Below are 23,843 nucleotides of genomic sequence, written 5' to 3' on the forward strand. Positions count from 1 at the left end.
GTCCGCGTCTCCCGCCATGCGCCTCCCGTCCACCACGACCCGTCTCCTCGCCGGCGTGCTCGGCGCCGTCGCCGCGGCCCCGCTCGGGGCGCAGGCCGCTCCGCGCGCCGCCACGCGCAGCGCCGAAGTCCCCGCCGCGCTCGCGGCCGTCCGCGAGGCCGACCTGCGGCGCGACGTCACCGAGATGGCGTCGCCCGCGATGCGCGGACGCGAGGGCGGCACGCTCGACGAGATGCGCGCGTCGATGTGGGTCGCGGAGCAGTACCGCCGCATCGGGCTCAGGCCCGCGGGCGACGACGGGACCTGGTTCCAGTGGCTCGACATGGTGCGCACGCGCGTCTCGACCACCGCCAGCCGCGCGAGCGTCGGCGGCCAGGCGCTGACGCTCTTCCGCGACCTGACGCCGCTCAACGTCGTGCCGGCGGAGGCGGCGGGCGCGGTGCTGTGGGTGCCCGACGCGACCGACAGCACCGTCGACGTGCGCGGACGCATCGTCGCGACGCCGCTGCTCGCGCCGCCGCCGGCGGCCATCCGCGCGAACAGCTACACGTTCGCGTCGCGCTACGCGGACGCCGCCATCAACGCCACGCTCGCGCGCTTCCAGCGCCGCGGGCCGTCGGCCGTCATCCTCGTCGCGTCGGCGCCCGTGGACAGCGCGTACGAGGTCGTCGCCTCCGCCCGCACCCGCGGCGCGTACGACGTGGACCGCGCGGTGCCGCGCGCCGCCAACGGCTCACCGCGCGTGGCGCCGCCGCCCGCGCTCGGCAGCGGGCCGACGCCGGCGTTCCTCGTGCGCGCGGCGATGCGCGAGACGCTCGCGCGGCAGCCGCAGGCGGAGCTCTCCGTGCGTCTCGAGCGGTTCACGACGCCGTCGGTGAACGTCATCGGCATGGTGCGCGGCACCGATCCCGCGCTGCGCGACGAGTACGTCGTCTTCAGCTCGCACCAGGACGCCAACGGCGTGCGCGTCACGCTCGAAGGGGACTCGGTGCACGCGGGCGCGGACGACAACGCCACGGTGACCGCCGCGGGGCTCGCGGCGGCGCGCGCGTTCGTGCGGCAGCCAGGGAGGCGCTCGGTCCTCTTCATCAACCACGGCGCCGAGGAGCGCGGCCTGATCGGCTCGCGCTACCACGCCGCGAACCCAGTCGTCCCGCTCGAGAAGATCGTCGCGGTGCTCAACGGCGACATGATCGGCCGCAACCATCCCGATTCGGCGTCGCTGCTGGGCGCGCAGCCGCCGCACCGCAACTCGAGCGACCTCGTGGCGATGGCGCTGCGCGCCAACGCGCTCACCGGGCGCTTCACGCTCGACTCGCTGTGGGACCGGCCGACGCATCCCGAAGGATGGTACTTCCGCAGCGACCACCTGCCGTACGCGCGCCTGAACGTGCCGGCGCTGATGTACACGACGAACCTGCACGACGACTACCACACGCCGCGCGACAACCCGGCCCGCATCGACTACGCGAAGCTGACGCGCATGGCGCAGTGGATGTACCTCACGGGCTGGTTCGTCGCGAACGCGCCCAAGCGCCCGGCGGTCGATCCGGGGTTCCGGCTGGAGCGCTGAGCGTCTCCGGTACGTCGCCGATCCTCGTGAACGCCCGGCCATCCGGCCGGGCGTTCTGCGTTCCTGCGCGCCGAGCGATCCGCTCGCACCGCGCTTGACGCGGCGTCGCGCCGGGCCGTATGAGAGGAACGGACGGCGCACCCGCCGCGCCCCGCGCCCCCTCGCCCCCCGTTCGCGCCCGGTCCCGCCTCACGCGATCTCGCCCCACGCTCGGAACATCGGAACGCAGGTGACCTCGTCGGTGCGCCCGTCCGGCGCGCCTCCCTCGTCTCACCGTCATCCCGGAGCAGCAGATGAGACGTGCGTCCTCGTTCGTGCTCTCGTCGGTCCTCACGCTGGGCGTCGCCGTGCCCGGCGCGGCGCAGCAACGCCCACCGGCGCCCGCAGCGGAGTCGGCGCCGCGCGTGGAGACCGGCACGGTCAGCGGCGTCGTCACCGAGGCCACGACCGGCCAGCCAGTGCCCGATGCGCAGGTGGGGATCGCCGGCGCGCCGCTCGGCACCGCGACCCGCGCCGACGGGCGCTTCACCATCGCCAACGTGCCCGCGGGGAGCCGCGTGGTGCAGGTGCGGCGCATCGGCTACGCGCTGCAGGAGCGGACCGTCACCGTCGCCGCCGGGCAGGTGGCGACGGTCAGCTTCCAGCTCACGCGGCAGGCGACCGTGCTGAGCGAGGTCGTCACCGTCGGCTACGGCACGCAGCGCCGCGGGAACCTCACCGGCGCGGTGGACCAGGTCGGGAGCGAGGCGCTGCAGAACCGCCCGATGGCCAACCTGACGCAGGGGCTGCAGGGCGTGATCCCCAACGTCAACGTCGGGCTCCTCGACGGCCGGCCGACCCAGGCGCCGCGCATCAACGTGCGCGGCGCCACGTCCATCGGGCAGGGCGGCAACGCGCTCGTGCTGATCGACGGCGTCGAGGGCGACCCGAGCATGCTCAACCCGAACGACGTGGCGTCGATCTCGGTGCTGAAGGACGCCGCCGCGGCGGCGGTGTACGGCGCGCGCGGCGCGTTCGGCGTGGTGCTCATCACCACGAAGAAGCCCGCCGGCGACGGCTTCGCCATCACGTACGACACGCGCTACGGACAGCGGAGGCCCACCGTCCCGGCCGGGTACGTGACCGACGGCTACACGTACGCGAAGATGTTCAACGAGTCGTTCTTCAACTTCGAGGGGACGTTCCCGCAGAACATCAACAAGACGCAGAGCTTCTCGCAGCAGTACCTGACGGAGTTCGAGCGGCGCTCCAAGGACCCGAGCCTGCCGACCACCGTGGTCGGTCCCGACGGCCAGTACGTGTACTACGCCAGCACCGACTGGTACGGCCTGCTCTACAAGGACCAGACGCCGACGGCGGAGCACAGCCTCTCGGTCTCGCGCAGCACCGACAAGGCGAGCTTCCTCATCTCCGGCCGCTACCTCGACCAGCCCGGCCTGTTCCGCTACAGCTCCGACGACTACCGGATGCTGAACATGCGCGCGGTGGGCACGCTGCAGCTCTATCCGTGGCTGCAGGCGAGCAACAACCTGATCGCGTCCAACCGGAAGTACTACAACCCGCTGAACATCGGCGAGGGCGGCGGCATCTGGCGCAACCTCGCCGACGAGGGGCACCCGAGCGAGCCGATGCTCAACCCCGACGGCACACTCACCTGGTCGGGCGCCTACACCGTGGGCGACTTCTACTACGGGAAGAACGGGAGCGACCTGAGTCGGAACCTGGTGCGCAACACCACCGGCCTCACGGCGACCTTCCTCGACCGCAAGCTGAAGATCAACGGCGACTTCTCCTTCCAGAACACCGCCGACGACGAGACGCGGCGACGCGTCGAGATCCCGTACTCGCGCTCGCCCGGCGTGATCGAGTACCTGGGCACCGCCACCAACGACCTGCGCAACCTGCAGGACCGGGGCGTCTACCTCGCGAGCAATCTCTACGGCGACTTCCAGACGCTCCTCGCCGAGAAGCACTTCGTGAACGTGGTGCTCGGCACCAACTACGAGCAGTCGACCTTCGAGCGCCTCGACGTCACGCGCAACGGGCTGGTGTTCCCCGACGCGGAGAACATCAACCTCGCGCTGGGGCAGGGGATCACGACGGGCGGCAACTACGAGAAGTGGGCGATCCTCGGCGGCTTCTACCGCCTGAACTACAACTACGACGAGCGCTACCTCCTCGAGCTCGACGGCCGCTACGACGGCTCCTCCAAGTTCCCGTCGAGCCAGCGCTACGCCTTCTTCCCCTCGGCGTCGGTCGGCTGGCGCCCGTCGCGCGAGCCGTTCTGGAAGGTGCCGGAGCGCGTCATCTCCGACCTCAAGCTCCGCGCGTCGTACGGCTCGATGGGCAACGGCAACATCGCCGCGTACACGTTCAACGAGCTGTTCAACATCACGAAGTCCACGCGCATCCTGAACGGCGTGCAGCCGCAGTACACGGGCGCGCCGGCGGTGCTGCCCGACGGGCTGACGTGGGAGACGGTCACCACCAGCAACGTCGGCCTCGACCTCGAGATGCTCGCCGGGAAGCTGCTCTTCACCGGCGACGTGTACACCCGTCGCACGACGGACATGTACACGATCGGCATGACGCTGCCGGCGACCTTCGGCGCCACGTCGCCGCGCGGCAACTACGCCGACATGAAGACGACGGGCTGGGAGGCGATGCTCTCCTGGAACCACCGCTTCGACGTCGCGTCGCGCCCCCTCGGCTACAACGTCCAGCTGACGCTGGCCGACAACCGCGCGGAGATCCTGAAGTACAACAACCCCGATCGCTTCCTCACCGACTACTACGTCGGCCAGAAGGTCGGGGAGATCTGGGGCTACGTCACCGAGGGCTTCTTCGGGTCGGCCGAGCAGATCGCGTCGCACGCGGACCAGAGCCTGTTCCGGTCGCACTCGTCGGGACGCATCCAGGTCGGCGACATCATGCTCAAGGACCTGAACGGCGACGGCAAGGTCAACCCCGGGAAGAACACGGTGGACGATCCCGGCGACCGCGTCGTCATCGGCAACACCACGCCGCGCTACCGCTACGGCGTCAACCTCGGCGCCAACTACCGCGGCGTCTTCCTCTCCAGCTTCTTCCAGGGCGTCGGCAAGCAGGACTGGTACCCGTCGCCGGAGTCGAACGCGTTCTGGGGCCAGTACAACCGCCCCTACGGCTTCGTGCCCGAGTGGCACCTCAAGCCGGGGATGATCTGGACGGCGGAGAACCCGAACGCCTTCCTCCCGCGCTACGCGTCGCGACTCTCCAACAACGCCGCCGGCATCCTGCGCCAGCCGCAGTCCAAGTACGTGATGAACGCGGCGTACCTGCGGCTGAAGAACCTGCAGCTGGGCTACAACCTCCCCACGCGCCTCTCGTCGCGCATCGGGGCGAACACCACGCGACTCTACGTCTCGGGCGAGAACCTCTGGACCTGGTCGCCGCTCTACAAGTACGCGGACAACATCGACGTCGAGAACGCGACGGCGCCGTCGGAGCGGCTGTTCCAGAACAATCCCGACCAGCTGAACGCGTCGGGCGCGTTCGTGAACAACGCGGGCGACGGCTACAACTACCCGATGCTGCGCAGCTTCACCATCGGCGCGACCGTCACCTTCTGACGACGAGACGACCATGACCAGACGACACATCCCGCGCCGCCTGCTGCTCGCGGTCGCGCTGGCCGCCGGTGTGACGGCGTGCGACGACTCGCTCGAGCAGAACCCGGTGGCGACCTCCAGCCGGGAGGCGGTGTTCGGCTCCGCGAACGGGCTCGCGCTCTACGCGACGTCGTTCTACAACTGGATGCCGGACGCGAACAACATCACGCAGTCCGAGTCGATGTCGGACTACGCGGCGCGCCGCGACGTGCCGCAGTTCATCCGGCCCGGCGTCTACAACTCGCGCGTCACCGACATCACGGCCTCGGGCCAGTACGAGGTCGTCGCCCTCGGCGGCAACGTCAACTGGCAGTGGACCACGCTGCGCAGCATCAACTACTTCCTCGCCAACAACACCGATCCGAGCGTCCCCGAGGCGGTGCGGAACAACTACAACGGCATCGCCCGCTTCTTCCGCGCCTGGTTCTACTTCGAGAAGGTGAAGCGCTACGGCGACGTCCCGTGGATCGACCGGCCGCTCGACGTCGGCGACTCGGCGCTCTACGCCGGGCGCGACTCGCGCACGGTGGTGATGGACCACGTGCTGGAGGACCTCGACTACGCCATCGCCAACATCACGGCGACCAACGAGGCGTCGCGCACGCTCGTCACGAAGGACGTGGCGCTCGCGCTCAAGTCGCGCGTGGCGCTGTTCGAGGGGGCGTTCCGGAAGTACCACCCGGAGTTCGGGCTCCAGAGCACCGCGGACCGCTGGCTCACCGAGTCGGCCAGCGCGGCGAAGGTCCTGATCGACAGCCGGCGGTACAGCCTCTACACGGGCTCGGGCCCCACCGACTCGTACCGGCAGGTCTTCATCCGCGAGGTGCCGATCGCGCAGGAGGTGCTGCTGACGAACGTCCAGAGCACCGCGCTGGCCGTGCGCCACCAGGCGAACTGGATCTACACCAGCGCCACCACGGGCGTGCGCTTCAGCTTCATCCGCCCCTTCATCCACACCTACCTCAACGTCGACGGCACGCCCTTCACCAACCGGGCGGGCTACCAGACGATGACCTTCCAGGAGGAGACGAAGGGGCGCGACGCGCGGCTGGCGCAGACGATACGCACGCCCGGCTACCGGCGGTTGCAGTCCGGCGCGCAGGTCGCCGCACCGCCGGCGTTCACGTACACCTACACCGGCTACCACCCGATCAAGTTCAGCACCGACGACGCGTCGATGGACGGCGGGAGCCTCAACACGAACGCCGTGCACCTCTTCCGCTACGCCGAGGTGCTGCTGAACTACGCCGAGGCGCGGGCGGAGCTGGGGCAGCTGACCGCGGCCGACTGGGCGGCGACCGTCGGCGCGACGCGCGGCCGCGCGGGCATCACCGGCGGGCTCACCACGCTGCCGACGGTCGTCGATCCGTACCTGCGCTCGGTCTACTTCCCGGACGTCTCCAACCCGGTGATCCTCGAGATCCGCCGCGAGCGCGGGATCGAGCTCGCGATGGAGGGCTTCCGCTTCTACGACATCGTGCGCTGGGCGCGTGGCGCGCTGATGGAGATGGAGTGGCGCGGGATCTACGTGCCGCAGGCGAACACGAACATCGACCTGGACGAGAACGGGACGCCGGACGTGAACTTCTTCACGGTCAACGTCCCGACCGCGAACCGGCTGCCGAGCGTCACCTACATCTCGGTGACGGGCAACGACTTCAAGCTCGCGAACGGGACGTCCGGCGAGATCGTCTGGCGCAGCGACATCCCGCGGAAGTGGGAGCAGAAGAACTACCTGTACCCGATCCCGGAGGGCGACCTGCTCACCAACCCGGCGCTGAAGCAGAACCCCGGCTGGTGATCGGCGTCGCGACCGGCGCACGTGCGAGAGGCCCCGCGGTGCGGGGCCTCTCGCGTCTCACCACGTGTCGGCCGCGGTCGGGTGCCGTCCGGCGATGGTGCGCGCGAACCTCCCCGGTCGCGGACGTCGGCGATGCTCGTCAGCGCACGGCCGGCGCCGCGGTGGTGCCGCGCACGACGAGGCGGGGCGGGATGAGGATGTGGCGCGAGGTCGTGCGGTCGCGCGTCAGCCGCTCGAGCACCAGCGTCACCGCCTGGCGCCCCATCTGCGGGCGCGGCTGATCGACGGTGGTGAGGCTGATGTGCCGCACGGCGGCGAGCGACGTGTTGTCGTAGCCCACCAGCGACATGTCGTCGGGCACGCGCAGCCCGCGCTCGGCGAGCTCGCTCATCGCGCCGAGCGCGGCGAGGTCGTTGGCGACGAAGATGGCCGTCGGACGCTCGCCCGACGCCAGCAGCGCGGCGACGCCCTGGCGGCCGCCCTCGTCCGTGTAGCTGCCGGGGATGACGCGCACGTGCGCATCGAGGCCGTGGCGCTGCATCGCCTGCACGTAGCCCGCGCTGCGCGCCGCGGCGCCCGCGCCGCCGCCGCCGTCCACGTGCGCGATGCGCCGGTGGCCGAGCGCGACCAGATGGTCCACGACGAGCGCGGCGCCGGTCGGGTCGTCGTTCGCGACGCTGTCGATCGCCTCGGAGTCGGACGGCCGCGCGACGAGGACGACCGGCACCTCGGCGCTCGCGCGCGCGATCGCGTCCATCTCGATCATCGGGCTGGCGAGGATCAGCGCGTCGGCGCGCAGCTCCAGCAGCGTGTCGAGCGCGCGGCGCTCGGCGCTCGACTGCCGGCTGGCGGTGCAGATGATCGTGCGGTAGCTGCGGTCCTCGGCCTCCGCCTCGATGCCGTCGATCACCTCGGTGAAGAACGGGTTGTGGAGGTCGGAGAGCACGACGCCGAGCATGTTGGTGCGCCGGCGCACGAGCGAGCGCGCGACGGCGTTCGGGCGATAGCCCAGCGCGTCGGCGGCCTCGAGGACGAGCCGGCGCTTCTCCTCGCGCACGTCGCTGGAGCCGCGCATGACGAGCGAGACCATCGACTTCGACACGCCGGCCTTGGCGGCGACGTCGATGATCGTCGGGCGACGCGGGATGCCCTCGCGCATGTCTCGCTACTCCGGAGTGGGGGCGGGCGCGGACGTGCGGCCGCCGGGGTCGGCGGCGCGCGCTTCGCGCACAAGTGCAGTCGTCGCGTGGCGGGGGCGTCGGGCGCGCAGGCCGTGGTCGCTGTACGTGTGCGTGACGAGCGGCGCGGACTCGGCCATGGGTCTGGGCGGGTGTGTTGTTTGGAACGTTCCAAGCGATCGGCCGGAATGATGGGGGCCGGACGCCGAATGCGCGAGGGCGTGCGCCCTTCCGCTCCGTTCGGCGCGCCCGGACGCGCGTTTGATCGCGCTTTGACGGCCGCCGCGTAGCCCTCCTCCACACCACTCACCCACTGGAGGAGCGCCATGCGAACCAACATCGGGACCATGCTCGTGGCCTGCGCGATCGCGGCCGCGCCCGTCACCGCGGCCGCGCAGAGCGAGAGCGCCATCGTCGCCTGGATCGGGCTCATCACCACCCCCCTGGGCGCCTTCACACCGTACGCGCCGCCGACCGCCGCCGCGCCCCCGGGGACGTCGGTGGGCGTGCAGGCGCGCTACTCCCACTGGCAGTTCGACGCGGACGACGACAACACGATGAACGTCGGGGCGGGGCTCGTGATCCGGCGCGGGCCGGTGCGGACGGCGATCGAGCTCGGGCGGACGTCCGTGAAGGGGTGCGGCGACTGCGACCACCTGATGGCCGGCGTCGACGTGCACGTCGGGCTGCTCGACCGTCCCCTCGGCGGGCCGGTGGCCATGAGCGTGGCGATCAATCCGGCGCTCGGCTTCAGCCGGCCGGGCTCGTCGGACGACGAGTTCACGGCGCTCGCGGGCGCGCTGAGCGTGCCCGTCTCGCTGTCCGTGCGGGCGGGGAACGCGCTCCGCGTCGTGCCGTTCGTGTCGCCGGGCTTCGGCTTCGCGCGACTCAGCGGTGGGGGCGAGTCGTCCACAGGGTCGCGCGCGATGCTGTCGGGCGGCCTCGCGCTCGCCGGCACGAGCACGCCCGTGCAGCTGACCGCGAGCGCGCGCCGGATCTTCGTGGAGGGCACGCCGACGATCGTCGGCGTCGGGATCGCGGTCGGCCGGTAGTCGCGCCGCGCGCCTCGTGACGCCCGCACGCGCGTGGTGCGCACCCTGCGACGCGGCGGCGCCACGTCGTACGGCACCGTACGGCACGCGGACTCACCACACGGGATCACACATGGCGCAGGACACGAAGCACGCAGGAGGGCGCCGGCTGGCGCTCGTCACGGGCGCGTCGAGCGGGATCGGGCGCGAGCTGGGCACCGTCTTCGCGCGCGAGGGCTGGGACCTCGTGCTGGTGGCCGAGGACCCGGACATCGAGCGCGCGGCGCGCGAGCTGTCCGCGCTCGGCACCAGCTGCGAGGCGATCGTCGCGGACCTCGCCACGCGGGACGGCGTCGAGCGGGTGGCCGCGCGCTTCGGCGCCGACCGGCGCGCGCCCGACGCGATCGCGCTCAACGCGGGCGTCGGGCTCGGCGGCGCGTTCCTGGAGCAGGAGCTCGACCGGATCTTCGCGCTCATCGCGCTCAACGTCACCGGCACCGTGCACCTCGCGCACCGGCTGCTGCCCGCGATGGTGGCGCGCGGCGAGGGGCGGGTGCTGTTCACGTCGTCCATCGCCGCGCGGATGCCGGGGGCGTTCCAGGCCGTCTACAACGCGAGCAAGGCGTTCGTGCAGAGCTTCGCCGAGGCGCTGCGCAACGAGCTGAAGGACACCGGCGTCACCGTGACCGCGCTGCAGCCCGGCGCGACGGAGACGGAGTTCTTCCACCGCGCGGGGATGGAGGACACGAAGGTCGGGCAGGAGGACAAGGCCGATCCGCAGGACGTCGCGCGGAAGGGCTACGAGGCGATGCTGGCCGGGAAGGACCACGTCGTCGCGGCGACGCTGAAGGAGCGCGCGCTGGCGGCGGCCGCGCTGGTGACGCCCGCGCCTATCGCGGCCGAGCAGCACCGCCGGATGGCGGAGCCGGGCTCGGGCTCGGCCTGAGCACGCGAGGCAGTCCCGACCGCCCGGCGATCCGGCCGGGCGGTCCGCGGCGAAGGGCCGAAAGGCAGCGCAGTTGCCTCGACGGCGCTGCCGCGTCGTACGTGCGGGACCAGTCCGGATGCGTGCCACGCGGAGCAGCGCCAGTCGGACCGCGTCGTCCCGCCCTGCCCCCCCGCATGTCTCAGTGGCCTGACCGATTCGTGCACGCCTCGCTGCGCACCGACGCCGAAGTCCTGCGTCGCGCGCGATTGACGGTGCTGCTCTCGGTCGTCCTGATCGGGACCGCGCTGGCGTACGCGCTGTTCTACGGCGCGGTGGTCGGCTACCCGGCGGGCGCCGCCGTGCTGACGACGGGCGCCGGCGTCGGCGCGCTCGCCCTCGGCCTGCTGCGCGCGCGCGCATCGCTCCGCACGACGGGGCTCCTGGTCGCGGGCGCGCTCTACGGCGTCATCGTCGCGCTGATCGTCTGCGAGGGGGGGCTGCACGCGCTCGCCACGCCGCTGCTCGGCATCCTGCCGATCTTCGCGACCATGCTGCTCGGCCGGCGCGGCGCGATCGGCGGCACGACGCTGTGCGTGCTCACGGTCCTCCTCTTCGGCGTGCTCGAGGCGCAGGGCGTCCGCTTCCCGCCGCGCTATCCGGCCGAGTGGGCGGCGCGCATGAGCGTCGGCAGCCCGATCGGGCTGGTGCTGTGCACCGGCCTCCTCGTCCTCGCCTTCGAGAGCATGCGCGCCGGCGCGCAGGCCCGCGCCGACACCGCGACGGCGGCGCTCGCGCGCCTCGCCTACCACGACGCGCTCACCGGGCTCGCCAACCGCGCGCGCTTCCTCGACCGGCTGGAGCGCGCGCTCGGCCGGGCGTACGCGGCGGGAGATCCGGGCCGCGTCGCGGTGCTGATGCTCGACCTCGACGACTTCAAGGCCGTCAACGACACGATGGGCCACGCCGCCGGCGACGCGCTGCTCATCGAGGTCGCCGAGCGGCTGCGGGCGGCCACGCGTCACGGCGACTCGCGCGACCGCGACACGGTGGCGCGCCTGGGCGGCGACGAGTTCGCGGTGCTGCTGGACGGCGTGCGCGACGACGCCGACGTGGCCGCGGTGGCGGAGCGGATCGTGGCCGCGCTGGCGCGCCCCTTCACGCTGGCGACGGGCGTGGCGCGCGTGGGCACGAGCGTCGGCTCGGCGCGGGCGACGGTGTCCGCCATGGGGCTCGGCACGGCGACCCCCGACGGCATCCCGGGACGCGTGCCCGATGCCGCCGTCGCCGCCATCCTGCACCACGCCGACATCGCGATGTACCGCGCCAAGGCGCTCGGCCGCGGGCGCCACGTGCGCTTCGACGCGGACGCGTTCACCGACGCGTCGCCGGTGGGCGCGGCGCACGTCGGCGCCGCTCGCTAGCGCCGCTCGCTAGCGCCGCTCGGCCACCATCCGCGTCGTCCCGCGCTCGACCTGCGTGCGCAGCATGCGCTTCGCGGTCGGATCGATCCACTGCGTCGCGCTGAACGTGCCGTACTCCAGCGCGACCTTCCACGCGGACACGGTGGCGCCCTTCACCGCGACGTCCTCGCGGCCGAGCACGCGGACGGTGGTCCACTGCGGCCCGCGCGTGACGTCGTGCAGGGCGAGCGTCGCCACGTAGCCCTCGCGCAGCGGGAGGTGCGGCACGAGCCGCGAGCCGAGGCTGTAGTCGATCGCGTCCGAGGGCGCGGGCAGGTCCACCGGCGTCACGGTGCCCGCGCTGTCGGTGGCCGTGCCGGCCATGCGCCCGTTCGCGAAGGTCACGCGGCGGCTGCCGCGCGGCGTGAGGTCGGAGTGCCAGCGCGTCGCGAGCGTGCGGCCGTCCACCGCGACGCTGTCGAGCGAGAGGAGCCGGCCGTCGGGGCGCGCGTTGCGCTGCACGACCAGGAAGCCGCCGGACACGGGCACCACGCGCTCCTCGTACACGACGCCGAGGCGGCGCTCGCCCGACGGCGCGACGAAGTACGTGTCGGTCGAGTCGACGCCAGCGGCCAGCGCGTGGGCGACGCTCGGGTGGCCGACGCGGATGGTGTCGGGCTGCTGCGCGGGCTGCGCGTGCAGGACGCCCGGGGCGAGGACGGCGAGGAGCGGGAGATGTCGCATGGGCGTGGGCGCTGTCGGTGGGGCGAGGGCCGCGGCTGCGGATCCTGAACCTGAACCGCGTCGGCGCGCCGGCAGCGAACCGCCGCCGGCTTTGACAGGATTACAACGGACCGAACGGAGGGGCGCGGGTCCTGGCGCGCGCGCGTGCACGCGCCGCAACTTCGCTGCGCGTTCACGCAGCCCGCCGCCGCCATGCACCCGCGCTCCACATCATGCCCGCATTCCCGCTTCCTCGCCGCAATCCATCCGGCCGGCTGGCCGGCGCCACCCTCCTCGCGCTGGTCGTGGCGGGCTGCGCGACGGGCCACGCCGGCACGGCGCGCGTCTCCGCGGCCGGCGCACCGGCGGTGCAGGGGCGCGGCACCCTGTTCGTGGTGGGCGGCGGACCGCAGCCGCCGGCGCTCGTGCAGGAGTTCGTGACGCTCGCCGGCGGATCAGGGCGCGCGCGCATCGTCGTCTTCGCGATGGCCAGCGCGGAGGGCGCCACCTCCGGCGAAGCGAAGGCCGCCGACCTGCGCACGCTCGGCGCGCGCGCGACCAACGTCTGGGTCACGCGCGAGCAGGCGAACACCGACTCCGTCGCGGCGCTGCTCGACGGCGCCACCGGGATCTGGTTCGGCGGCGGCGACCAGTCGCGCCTCACCGCCGCGCTGCGCGGCACGAAGACCGAGGCGGCCATCCGCCGACGCTACGAGGGCGGCGCCGTGGTCGGCGGGACCTCCGCGGGCGCGGCGGTCATGTCGGCCCGCATGATCACCGGCGACGAGCGCCGTCCGGGCGGCGACCGGCCCGTGAAGGACGACGGGTTCATGACGATCGCGCGCGACAACATCATCCTCGACGCGGGGTTCGGCCTGCTCGACGACGCGGTCGTCGACCAGCACTTCCTGCGGCGCAAGCGGCACAACCGCCTGATGAGCGTCGTGCTGGAGCGCGCGCCGCACCTGGGCGTCGGCATCGACGAGTCGACGGCGCTGGTGATCGAGCCGGACGGCCGCTGGCGCGTGAGCGGCGCCAGCGCGGTGGTCGTCTACGACGCGCGGCGCGCCGCGGTCACGCCGGCCGGCACCACGCTCGGCGCGACGGGAATGACGGTGCACGTGCTCCCCGCCGGCAGCCGCTTCGATCCGCGGACCGGAAGCGCGACGCTGCCGTCGGGCGTGCCCTGAGCGAACATGTCGCGCCGGACCCGAACGGCATTTGCAAGGATGAAGATCGGATAAGGTCCGATAACGACGGATGGCTCCGTGTGGTGCGCGATTCCTCGCCGCCACATGGAGCCATCCGCATCTTTCAGATCTTCTCAGATTTCAATCCTTGCTGCAGTTGCCGTTCGGGGCCGGCGCAGGATCCGCCGCCGGTCGTCAGGGCACGACGGCCGTCCGCTGCTGCGTCAGCTTCTTCAGCGCCGCGACCGCCGCCTCCAGCTGCTGATCCTTCCCCGCCGCGGCGGCGCGCTGCTCGTTGCGCACCTTCACGTCGGGCTCCGTCTGCAGGTTTTCGAGGTACTGCCCCGTCGTCGCGTCCTTCACGCCGAGGCCGGGCACGCCCCAGCGGATCCCGTCGGGCAGCGACTCCCACCCCGCGAACGTGCACGTGCCGGGCACCGGCATCCCCACCAGCGGCCCGAGCTTCTGCTGCTTGTACGCGTACGCGAAGCAGTGGCCGTCGCTGTAGTTCGCCTCGTTCGCGATCGCGACCGTCGGGCGCGTCCAGCGGAAGTTCGGCTCGTAGCCCGCGCTGCGCGTGTCGGTCGTGTAGTCGAAGAACCGCTGCCCGCTGAGGAACATCGCCAGGTCGGCCACCAGGTCGCCGCCGCCGTTGTTGCGCGTGTCGACCACGATGCCCTGCCGCGTGGCGTACTTCCCCATGATCTCCTCGAACGTCGTGCGGTACGCGCCGTCGTTCATGCCGGGGATGTGCACGTAGCCCAGCTGCCCGCCGCTCTCGCGGTCCACCTCCTCCGCGTTGCGGCGCACCCAGCGCGCGTACAGCAGCCGCCCCTCCTCGGCCGGCGGCACGGGCTTCACCACCACCTCGCTCGTCGCGCCGCCGTCCGTGATGGTCAGCAGCACGTTCTTCCCCGCCTTGCGGTTCAGCAGCTCGGCGATGTCGCGCGACGGCTCGATGTCGACGCCGTCCACCGCGCGGATGATCGCGCCCGGACGGAGGCGCACGTCCGAGCGGTCGAGCGGCCCGCCGCGGATCACCTCCGCGACCTTCACGCCGGGGCCGACGTACGCCTGGTCGTAGAACAGCCCCAGCGACGCCGTCGCGTCGTCGGTGGGCGTCGTGAACGCGTAGCTCGCGCCGCTGTGGCTGACGTTCAGCTCCCCCAGCAGCTCGGCCAGCAGCTCGGTGAACGCCGCGTTGGTGCCGACGTGCGGCAGGTACTTCGCGTACACCGCGCGCAGCGTGGTCCAGTCGGCGCCGTGGAAGCCGCCGGTGTAGAACGTGTCGCGCGTGCGGCGCCAGACGTGGTCGAACATCGCCGCGCGCTCGGCGTCCACGTCGAGCGAGTTCTCGCCGGCGAGCGACACGACGTCGCGCTTCGGCGTCGCGGCGCTCGGGTCGATGCGCGAGATCGTGCTGTCGGCCAGCAGGTAGAGGAACTTCTGCTCCCGGTCCCACGCCATGTTGCCGCCGTTGGCGTTGAGCTGGAGCACCATCTTCGTCTCGCGGCTGCGCAGGTTCGTCGACCAGAGGTTGAGCCCCCGCTCGAACCGCGCCAGGTAGTACAGCGTCTCGCCGTCCCTGCTCACCAGCGCGTCGCCGAGCGACGCCGACGCGACCGTGAGGCGCGCGCGGCGGGCGTCGAGGTCCGCCAGGTCGAGCGTCAGCGGCTTCGCCGGCGTGCGCGCGGCCGCGCTGTCCTTGCCCTTCGCCGAATCGCCGCGCGCCTTCGCCAGCCGCTCCTCCGCGTCCTTCACCAGCGTGAACTCGTCCTTCGACAGGCGGAACCGCTCCCACGCCTCGCGGTCGAAGAACATCGCGTACGCGTCCTGCTGCGTGCTGCCGCTCTGCGCGACGGACTTCATGCCGTCGCGGTTGCTGAACCACATCATCGCCTTGCCGCCGAGGATCCAGCGCGGGCGCGCGTCGTTGAAGCCGCTCTGCGTGAGGTTCACGACCTGCCCCGTCCCGTCGGCGCGCACCAGCCCCACCTCGCTCGGCGCGATGCCGGGCACGTCGAGGTCGAAGGCGATCCACTTCCCGTCGGGGCTCCACTGGAACCAGTGGTCGTTGCCGAACAGCTCCTTCTCGGTCAGCAGCGTGCGCGCCTGCCTCGTGGCGAGGTCGATCACGCGCAGCGTGTTGCGGTTCTCGAGGTACGCCAGCGTCTTCCCGTCGGGCGAGAAGCTCGGGTGCGTGTTCTGCTTCTCGTTGCTGATCAGCGGCGTCTCGCGCACGACCGTGGACACGTAGAAGTAGGGCTCCGCGTCGCGCGCGCGGCGCGCCTCGTAGATCGCCCACTTCCCGCCGCGCTCCGACGCGTAGACGAGCGCCTTGCCGTCCGGCGAGAACTCGAGCCCCGTCTCCGCCTCGGGCGTCGCGGTGATGCGCTTCGTGCCGCCACCCTCGGCCGCGTTCACGAACACGTCGCCGCGGTAGAGGAACGCGACCTCCTTCCCGTTCGGCGACACGACGAGCCCCTGCGCGCCCTGCGTCACCGCGAGGATGCGCTGGCGGTTCGACTTGTCGTCGGCGGTGACGGTGATCGGCACGCGCTGCGCCTTCCCGCCGGCGGCCATCGTGTAGATCTGCCCGTCCCACCCGAAGGCGAGCGTGCCGTCGTCCGCCATCGAGAGGAAGCGCACCGGCACGCCCGTGAACTGCGTCAGCTGCTGCGACGCGCCGCCGTCCACGCTCATCCGGTGCACGTTGAGCGTGCCGCTCGCCTCGCTCAGGTAGTGGAACGCGCGCCCGTCCTTCGTGAACACGGGATCGCGGTCCTCGCCCGCGAACGTCGTCACCTGGCGGTGCTCGCCGCTGCGCGTGTCGAGGATCCACACGTCGCGCGCCACGGCCGACGTGTGATGCTTGCGCCACGCGTTCTCGCCGCCCTTGCGGTCCTCGTAGATGAGGAAGCGGCCGTCCGCGCTCGGCCGCGCGTTCTCGGCGGGCGTCGTCAGCACCTGCGTCGGGCGGCCGCCGGTCGCGGACACCGCGTAGAGCTCCGGCTGCGCCGCGGTCGGATAGAGGCGGTTCGCGGCCGCGTCCTGCCGCGCCGCGCCGAACAGGATGCGCGCGCCGTCGGCGGTGAAGCTGTACGGGTATTCCGGCGCGGAGTGGAAGGTGAGGCGCGTCGGCTCGCCGCCGCCCACGCCCACGACGTAGACGTCGTAGTTGCCGTGGCGGTCGGACGCGAAGGCGATGCGCTTCCCGTCGCGGCTCCACACCGGCATCACGTCGTTGGCGGCGTGCGACGTGAGCGGGACGGCCGCGCCGCCGCTGCTGGGCACGGTGTACAGGTCGCCCTTGTAGGTGAAGACGAGGGTGCGGCCGTCGGGCGAGAGCGCGGGGTAGCGCATCCAGCTCGCGCCGTCGGGCGAGGTGGACGGCGTCTGGGCGGCGAGCGCGGTCGCCGACGCGAGTAGCGCGGCGGTGGCGAGGAAGGGCTTCATCGAAGCGGCAGGGGTGGGGCGGGGACGGGCGGGCCCGAGCAGGGCTCCCCACGATAACGCCCGGCACGCCGGTCGGCTGATCCGCATGCGCACCCCAGCGAGGGCGCACCTGTTGCAAGCTCGTTCGGATCCGCGGGCGTGCGCCCGCGCCGGGCGGACGCGCGGGGCGCCACCGGTTCCCGTCGCCAGGAGGGCGGTCCGTGGGCTTCGAGGTGCGACTGGAGGGCCCGCTGCTCCGCATGCGCTTCTTCGACGCGCTCACGCACGCGGATCTCGCGGGGCTCGCCGAGGAGATGCTGGCGTGCGAGGCGCGCCTGCCCGTGACCCCGTCGCGCCTCAGCAGCCTCACGGAGGTCACGCACGTCGAGGTCGGGTTCTCCGAGATGCTCGCCTTCGTCGAGCGGCGCCGCGCGGTGGGCCCGCGGCAGCCGATCCGCTCGGCGCTGGTGGTGACGGAGGCGGTGCAGTTCGGGATCGCGCGCATGTTCCAGACGCTGAACGACCACCCACTGGTGACCGTGTGCATCTTCCACGACGAGGCGGCCGCGCTGGCCTGGCTGGGCGAGGCGGCCGCGGTCGTGCGAAACGCCGGCGCGGGGCCGTAGCGTAGTCGGGGACGAAACCTCGCCGGGCGCCGCCGTGTCCAACCGGCACCGCGGCTCCTCCCTCCGTCCGGACCCCTCATGCCCCGCACCCCGCAGCCCGACGCCGCGCCTGGCCAGCCGGCGCCCGCGGTCACCGAGCTGCTGCGCGCCTGGGGCGCCGGCGACGCGCGCGCGAGCGAGGCGCTCGTGCCGCTCGTCTACGCGGAGCTGCGGCGGCAGGCGCAGCGCGCGCTCCGCCGCGAGGGCGACGGCCACACGCTGCAGGCGACCGCGCTGGTGCACGAGGCGTGGCTGCGGCTCGGCGGCCAGCACGACGCGCACTGGGAGAGCCGCACGCAGTTCCTCGCCGTCGCCGCGCAGATGATGCGGCGCGTGCTGGTGGACCACGCGCGCACGCGCCGCGCGCAGAAGCGCGGCGGCGGCGCGACGCAGCTCTCGCTCGGCGACGCGGGCCGCGCGGCCGCGGTGCAGGAGGCGGCGGACGCGGTGGACGTGCTCGCGCTGGACGACGCGCTGGCGCGGCTCGCGGTCCTCGATCCGCGCAAGGCGCGGCTGGTGGAGCTGCGCTACTTCGCGGGCCTCAGCATCCCCGAGGCCGCGGCGGCGCTCGGCGTCTCGCCGGCGACGGTGGGGCGCGAGTGGGCGGTCGCGCGCATGTGGCTCCGCCGCGAGCTGGCGCCATGACGCAGGACACGCCGACGCGCGACGCGCCGCCGCCGTTGACGCCCGAGCGCTGGCGCGCGGTCGACGCGATCCTGCAGGCGGCGCTGGCGTGCGAGCCCGCGCGGCGCGACGCGGTGGTCGCGGCCGCGTGCGGCGACGACCGCGCGCTGCGCGACGAGGTGGCGTCGCTGCTGGCCGCGCACGGCGACGTGGGCGACGACTTCCTGGAGCGGCCCGCGCTCGCGAGCCTCGCACCGCGGCCGTCGGTGGCCGAGCGGCTCGCGCGGGCGCTGGCGGGCCGCTACGCGATCGAGCGCGAGCTCGCGCGCGGCGGCATGGCGACGGTGCACCTCGCGCGCGACCTGCGGCACGAGCGGTGGGTCGCGATCAAGGTGATGCGCGAGGAGCTGGCCGCCGCCGTGGGCGCGGAGCGGTTCCTGGCGGAGATCCGCGTCACCGCGGCGCTGCAGCATCCGCACGTCCTGCCGCTGTTCGACTCGGGGAACGCCGACGGGCTGCTCTGGTACGCGATGCCCTTCGTCGAGGGGGAGACGCTGCGCGCGCGCCTGACGCGCGAGGGCCCGCTGCCGGTGCACGAGGCGGTGCGCATCGCGCGCGAGGTCGCGGACGCGCTCGACCACGCGCACGCGCGCGGCGTCGTGCATCGCGACGTGAAGCCCGAGAACGTGCTGCTGCAGGGCGGCCACGCGCTCGTCGCCGACTTCGGCATCGCGCTCGCGCTGGAGCACGCGGGCGGCGAGCGCCTCACGCGCACGGGGATCTCGGTCGGCACGCCGCAGTACATGGCGCCGGAGCAGGCCGCGGGCGAGCGCGCACTCGATGCGCGCGTGGACGTCTACGCGCTGGGCGCGGTGCTGCACGAGATGCTCGCGGGCGAGTCGCCGTTCGCGGCGCCGACGCGGCAGGCCGTCGTGCACCGGCTGCTGCACGAGCCGGCGTCGGCGCTCGCGGCGCGTCGGCCCGACGTGGCGCCGTGGATCGACGCGGCCGTGCGCCGCGCGCTCGCGAAGCGTCCCGAGGCGCGCTTCGCGAGCGCGGCGGCGTTCGCGGCGGCGCTCGCGGTGCCGCTGGACGACACCGATCCCGGGGCGGGCGCGTGGACGCCCGCGCGGCCCGAGCCGCAACCGCGCGGCCGCACGGTGTCGGCGCGGGCGGCGCTCTACGCGGCGCTCGCGATGCTGGCGGCGGGGCTCGCCGGCGGGCTGCTCGTGGACCGCGCGTCGCTCGTCCCGCCGTGGCAGGACGTCGCGTCCGCGCCAGTGCCCGAGGCGGCGCGCCCGTCGAGCGACGCCGGTGCCGGAGCACGCACCGCGATGGTCGGCGAGGCGACGATGACGGTGGTGGACCGCGCGGGCCGGCTGGTGGCCGCCATCCCGGCCGAGCGGCCGTGGACGCCGCGCTTCTCGCCGGACGGGCGGCGCGTGGCGTACGGCGCCTTCGGGGCGGGGCGGAGCACCAGCGATCTCTGGGTGACGGAGCTCGACGGGGGCGCGACGCGCCGGCTCACCGACGACGATCTCGACAGCAACGACCCCCAGTGGAGCGCCGACGGCGCGCGGCTCGCCTACTCGGCCGCCGCGTCGGGCGGGAAGGACCTGGTCACGGCGTCGCGCACCGGCGACGACGCCCGCGTGCTCGCGCGGCGCGACGGGACGCAGTTCCCGAGCGACTGGCTGCGCGATGGCAGCGCGCTCCTGGTGACCGAGGAGGCGCGGGAGAACGGCCACGACATCCTCGTGCAGCCGGCCGACGGCTCGCCGGCGCGGCCATATGTCGCCACTCCCTCGAACGAGCTGGCCGCCCGCGTCTCGCCCGACGGGCGCTGGGTCGCGTACACGTCGGACGCGTCGGGGCGTTCGGAGGTCTACCTCGACGCCTACCCGCGGCCGGGGCGGCGCATCCGGATCTCGACCGACGGCGGCGAGCATCCGGTCTGGCGCGGCGACGGGCGGGAGCTGTACTACTGGCGCGAAGGTGCGCTGATGGCGGTGCCGATGGGGCGCGCGGCGCGCGGCGCGCTCCCGGTCCCGGGCCGGGCGACGGAGCTCTTCCGGGCGCGGTACCACGGCGGCGTCAGCACCATGTACGACGTCTCACGCGACGGGACGCGCTTCGTGATCGTGCGGCAGCCGTGAGCGCGCGGCGGTAAACGCCCGCGGCGGTCGTGGCATCATGGGCAGGACGTCACCGACCGCGCACCCCACGGGCCCACCCCCGATGCTCGCCATGCGGCCCGACCCCGAAACCGCCACTGCGCCGCCCGCCACTGCGCCGCCCTCCGCGTCTCCGGACGCCGCGCGCTGGGCGCTGGCGGCGCGCGCCGCGGCCGGCGACACGGCGGCGTTCACGGCGCTGGTGGCCGAGCTGCACCCGGTGGTGCATCGGTGGGCGCTGGTGTTCGCGGCCGATCCGGACGAGGCGGACGACGTCGCCCAGGAGGCGTTCGTCCTGATGCACCGCCAGCTGGCCGCGTTCCGGGGCGAGGCGCCGCTGGCCGCGTGGCTCTACCGGATCGTGCGGCGCGCGGCGGGGCAGCGGCGGCGCACCACGCAGCGCCGGCACCGCCTCGCGACGTCGGCCGGCGCGCTGCCCGAGCGCGACGTCTACCTCACCGACCCGGGCGCGCGCGTGGACCGGCAGTGGGTGGCGGCGCGCATCCGCGAGGTGTTCGGCGGCCTGCCGCGGCGGCAGCGCGAGATCTTCGACCTCGCGGACCTGCAGGGCTACGACCCGGCCGAGATCGCGGCGATGACGGGGCTGAACCCCGCGACCGTGCGTGCGAACCTCTACAAGGCGCGCGCGGCGGTGCGGGCCCACCTCATCGCCCGGCACCCGGGCGCGGCGGAGCTCACCGGATGACCCACTCCATGACCAGCGCCATGACGTGCACCGACTGCCTACGGGTGGTCGCCACCGCCGACGTGGCCGAGCTGACGACGGCGGCCGCGGTCACGGAGCACTGCCGCGGCTGCCCCGACTGCGCGACGCTGGTGCGCGAGGTCGCGGAGGAGTCGCGCCGGCTCGCCGACATGCTCGACGGCACGCTCCCGGGGGTCCCCGCGCACGTCGTGGCGCTGGAGGCCGTCGCCGGCTCGGGGCGCGTGCGGCGGCGCGGCCGGGCGCTGCGCGTCACCGCCTCCGTCGTCGGCGTGCTGCTGGCGACCCTCGTGGGCGGGCGGCTCGTGGGCGGCCGGGCGGCACCGGTGGAGACCCGGACCGTGGAGCTGCAGTGCCTGGACCCCGAGCAGATCGTCGAGGTGGCGCGGCCGCAGCTGCCGCCGGGCGTGGCCGTCACCGCGCATCCGGCCGTGCGGCTGCCGGTGCTGACGCTCCGCGGCTCGCCGCGCGATCTGGCGGCGGCGGAGCAGACGATCGCGCGGCTGGACGCGCGCTGGGCGGCCGAGCGACCCGCGTACTGCGCGAACTTCCCGGCCGGGCGCGCGGTACCCACACCGACCGCCATCCCCGGCCACTGACACGCGGGCGGCGCGCCCTTGCACGGCGGGCGTCCGGGCCCTTCGTTCCGGCGGCTGCTCCCCGTCCGGTCGCCCCGTTCCCTCGCGCATGTCGTCTCGCCGTCCCGCACGACCCGTCGTCCTCCTCGCGACGATCGCCTCCGCGGTCTTCGCCGCGTGCGCCGAGGGCGCCAGCTCGGCCGGCGCCGCGAACGCCACGCCCGATCCGGCGCCCGTCGCGCGCGCCGGGCCGCCCCGCGCCTCGCCCGCCGACTCGATCGCGGCCGCGGCGCGCGCGACGGTGATGGACTCGACGCCGGTCCCGGCGACGGCTCCGGCGTCCACCGGGCCCGCCGCCATCGCCACGGACACGGGCACCCGCGTCACACAGGACACGGCCGCCGCGGCCGCGGCCGCGCGGGCGCGCGCGGTGGCGAACGGCACCCAGGAGGCGGAGCGCGGCGGGCTCCTCGGCCCGAAGGCGGGCGACCGCCACATCGCGTTCCGGAACGCCGGGAGCAACCTCGACTCGCTCTGGCCGGTGAAGGGGCCGGCGCCGCTCCCCGGGTCCATCCTCCCCGCGAAGCGCATCGTCGCCTTCTACGGCAACCCGCTCTCGCGGCGCATGGGGATCCTCGGCGAGTTCGACTCCGAGGAGATGCTGCGCAAGCTCGACGCGGAGGTCGCGGCCTGGAACGCGCTCGATCCCGCGCACCCCGTGCAGCCCGCGCTGCACCTGATCGTGCTCGTCGCCGACGCGACGCCTGGCGCGAGCGGGAAGTACCGCACGCGCCACGACAGCGCGATGATCGAGAAGGTGTACGGCTGGGCGCGGAGCCGGAACGCGCTCCTGTTCGTGGACCTGCAGGTGGGCCAGAGCACGCTGCAGCACGAGCTGCCGTGGATCGAGAAGTTCCTCGTGCGCCCCGACGTGCACCTCGGCATCGATCCCGAGTTCTCGATGAAGGGGGGCGGCATCCCCGGGCGGCGCATCGGCACGTACGACGCGGCCGACATCAACTACGCATCGCGCTTCCTCTCGGACCTGGTGAAGAAGCACCAGCTGCCGCCGAAGATCCTCGTCGTGCACCGCTTCACGCCGCGCGGCGTCACGAACTACAAGCAGATCGCGCTCGACCCGAACGTGCAGATCGTGATGCACATGGACGGCTTCGGGCCGCCGTGGATGAAGCGCGACACCTACTGGCGCGACATCAAGCGCGAGCCCGTGCAGTTCACGGGGTGGAAGCAGTTCACCAAGGCCAAGAACGACCGTCCGCCCACGCCGCGCAGCGAGATCCTGCGGCTCTGGCCGGTGCCGCTCTACATTCAGATCCAGTAGCGGTCGCCAGGGACAGCGCTCGCCGCCCGGCCGGCGTAGTCTTCTGGACCCCTCATTCCCACCTTCCGCCAACACGGCCACTCGTGAACGCGGCTCCTCCTCGCATCGGCCTCGCGGCCGCGTGCTGCCTCGCCCTGCTCGGCGCCTGCGCCACGGCGCCACGCCCGGCGGCGGCGCCGCCTGCCGCCCCTGCGCCCACGCAGACGACCCCCACGCAGACGGCCCCCACGCAGACGGCCGCCGCGCCCGCTCAGGCGCCGGCCGAGTCGATGGCGCACCACGACCACCACATGGCGGGCGCTGGCACCATCACCATCCCCGCGGGCGCGCGCTACACCGAGGCCGACGTGCGCTTCATGCAGGGCATGATCGCGCACCACGCGCAGGCCATCCACATGTCGCGCATGGCGCCGACGCGTGGCGCCAGCGCGCGGCTGACGCGCTTCGCGCAGAAGATCGACCTGTCGCAGGCCGGCGAGATCGTGCTGATGCAGGAGTGGCTGCGCGCGAACGGCCAGTTCGCGCCGGACACGTCGGCCTGGCGGACGATGACGATGCACGGCATGCTCACCGCCGCGGAGCTCGCGAAGCTCGAGGCGGCGCGCGGCCCCACGTTCGATCGGCTGTTCCTCGAGTACATGATCCGCCACCACGAGGGCGCGCTGAAGATGGTGGCCGACCTGTTCGCCACGCCGCGCGCCGGCCAGGACGTGGACGTCTCCGTGCTCGCCAACGACGTCGAGAGCACGCAGACGGCCGAGATCGGCCTGATGCGCCAGATGCTGCTCGAGATGTGAGACCTGTGTGCGCCGTATGCTCGCCGTGAA

General features: G+C 73.4%; 17 protein-coding genes. 14 read left to right on the forward strand and 3 right to left on the reverse strand.

Features of this window, described 5'->3' with window-relative positions; translation table 11 throughout:
* The first annotated feature begins 16 nt into the window (after positions 1 to 16).
* From rosag_RS08135 to rosag_RS08145, 3 genes are all read left to right on the forward strand, one after another.
* The gene (locus rosag_RS08135) at positions 17 to 1,573 is read left to right on the forward strand and encodes a M28 family metallopeptidase (protein ID WP_284349572.1); all 1,557 of its coding nucleotides are present in this window, start codon (positions 17 to 19) and stop codon (positions 1,571 to 1,573) included.
* Positions 1,574 to 1,866: 293 nt separating this feature from the next.
* A complete protein-coding gene (locus tag rosag_RS08140) occupies positions 1,867 to 5,184 on the forward strand; it encodes a SusC/RagA family TonB-linked outer membrane protein (protein WP_284349573.1) in 3,318 nt (1,105 codons plus the stop codon).
* A gap of 13 nt (positions 5,185 to 5,197) precedes the next feature.
* On the forward strand, positions 5,198 to 7,024 hold the full coding sequence (locus rosag_RS08145; RefSeq protein ID WP_284349574.1) for a RagB/SusD family nutrient uptake outer membrane protein: 1,827 nt from the start codon (positions 5,198 to 5,200) through the stop codon (positions 7,022 to 7,024).
* 139 nt (positions 7,025 to 7,163) lie between these two features.
* Here the strand turns inward: rosag_RS08145 and rosag_RS08150 are convergent, their stop codons facing one another.
* Complete coding sequence (locus rosag_RS08150) at positions 7,164 to 8,183, reverse strand: LacI family DNA-binding transcriptional regulator (protein WP_284349575.1); 1,020 nt, start codon at positions 8,181 to 8,183, stop codon at positions 7,164 to 7,166.
* Between the two features lie 345 nt (positions 8,184 to 8,528).
* Between rosag_RS08150 and rosag_RS08155 the strand changes: the two genes are divergently transcribed.
* The 3 genes from rosag_RS08155 to rosag_RS08165 all read left to right on the forward strand — a co-directional run bounded on the left by rosag_RS08155 (position 8,529) and on the right by rosag_RS08165 (position 11,582).
* Complete coding sequence (locus tag rosag_RS08155) at positions 8,529 to 9,254, forward strand: hypothetical protein (RefSeq protein ID WP_284349576.1); 726 nt, start codon at positions 8,529 to 8,531, stop codon at positions 9,252 to 9,254.
* Between the two features lie 112 nt (positions 9,255 to 9,366).
* On the forward strand, positions 9,367 to 10,179 hold the full coding sequence (locus tag rosag_RS08160; protein ID WP_284349577.1) for an SDR family NAD(P)-dependent oxidoreductase: 813 nt from the start codon (positions 9,367 to 9,369) through the stop codon (positions 10,177 to 10,179).
* A 176-nt stretch (positions 10,180 to 10,355) separates the two neighbouring features.
* Positions 10,356 to 11,582 (forward strand): GGDEF domain-containing protein, encoded by a 1,227-nt coding sequence (locus rosag_RS08165; RefSeq protein WP_284349578.1) that lies wholly within the window; start codon positions 10,356 to 10,358, stop codon positions 11,580 to 11,582.
* Between the two features lie 9 nt (positions 11,583 to 11,591).
* Here the strand turns inward: rosag_RS08165 and rosag_RS08170 are convergent, their stop codons facing one another.
* Positions 11,592 to 12,305 carry a DUF3108 domain-containing protein gene (locus rosag_RS08170; RefSeq protein WP_284349579.1) on the reverse strand — a complete coding sequence of 238 codons (714 nt, stop codon included), beginning with the start codon at positions 12,303 to 12,305 and terminating at the stop codon, positions 11,592 to 11,594.
* A gap of 212 nt (positions 12,306 to 12,517) precedes the next feature.
* Here rosag_RS08170 and rosag_RS08175 point away from each other — a divergent pair, with 212 nt between their 5' ends.
* On the forward strand, positions 12,518 to 13,474 hold the full coding sequence (locus rosag_RS08175) for a cyanophycinase (RefSeq protein WP_284349580.1): 957 nt from the start codon (positions 12,518 to 12,520) through the stop codon (positions 13,472 to 13,474).
* 195 nt (positions 13,475 to 13,669) lie between these two features.
* Here the strand turns inward: rosag_RS08175 and rosag_RS08180 are convergent, their stop codons facing one another.
* Positions 13,670 to 16,930 (reverse strand): S41 family peptidase, encoded by a 3,261-nt coding sequence (locus rosag_RS08180; RefSeq protein ID WP_284349581.1) that lies wholly within the window; start codon positions 16,928 to 16,930, stop codon positions 13,670 to 13,672.
* Between the two features lie 200 nt (positions 16,931 to 17,130).
* Here rosag_RS08180 and rosag_RS08185 point away from each other — a divergent pair, with 200 nt between their 5' ends.
* The 7 genes from rosag_RS08185 (at position 17,131) to rosag_RS08215 (ending at position 23,813) form a co-directional block, all read left to right on the forward strand.
* On the forward strand, positions 17,131 to 17,535 hold the full coding sequence (locus tag rosag_RS08185) for a hypothetical protein (protein ID WP_284349582.1): 405 nt from the start codon (positions 17,131 to 17,133) through the stop codon (positions 17,533 to 17,535).
* 78 nt (positions 17,536 to 17,613) lie between these two features.
* Positions 17,614 to 18,219, forward strand: a complete 606-nt coding sequence (locus tag rosag_RS08190; RefSeq protein WP_284349583.1) for an ECF-type sigma factor — start codon at positions 17,614 to 17,616, stop codon at positions 18,217 to 18,219.
* Positions 18,216 to 20,354 (forward strand): protein kinase domain-containing protein, encoded by a 2,139-nt coding sequence (locus rosag_RS08195; RefSeq protein WP_284349584.1) that lies wholly within the window; start codon positions 18,216 to 18,218, stop codon positions 20,352 to 20,354. The genes rosag_RS08190 and rosag_RS08195 overlap by 4 nt, the downstream gene beginning before the upstream one ends.
* A gap of 91 nt (positions 20,355 to 20,445) precedes the next feature.
* Positions 20,446 to 21,078 (forward strand): RNA polymerase sigma factor, encoded by a 633-nt coding sequence (locus tag rosag_RS08200; RefSeq protein ID WP_284349585.1) that lies wholly within the window; start codon positions 20,446 to 20,448, stop codon positions 21,076 to 21,078.
* Between the two features lie 8 nt (positions 21,079 to 21,086).
* The gene (locus tag rosag_RS08205) at positions 21,087 to 21,695 is read left to right on the forward strand and encodes a hypothetical protein (protein WP_284349586.1); all 609 of its coding nucleotides are present in this window, start codon (positions 21,087 to 21,089) and stop codon (positions 21,693 to 21,695) included.
* An 88-nt stretch (positions 21,696 to 21,783) separates the two neighbouring features.
* Positions 21,784 to 23,016, forward strand: coding sequence for a hypothetical protein (locus rosag_RS08210; protein ID WP_284349587.1), 1,233 nt, complete (start codon positions 21,784 to 21,786; stop codon positions 23,014 to 23,016).
* An 83-nt stretch (positions 23,017 to 23,099) separates the two neighbouring features.
* Complete coding sequence (locus rosag_RS08215) at positions 23,100 to 23,813, forward strand: DUF305 domain-containing protein (protein WP_284349588.1); 714 nt, start codon at positions 23,100 to 23,102, stop codon at positions 23,811 to 23,813.
* Positions 23,814 to 23,843 lie beyond the last annotated feature (30 nt).

The organism is Roseisolibacter agri, assembly GCF_030159095.1.
Lineage (GTDB): Bacteria > Gemmatimonadota > Gemmatimonadetes > Gemmatimonadales > Gemmatimonadaceae > Roseisolibacter > Roseisolibacter agri.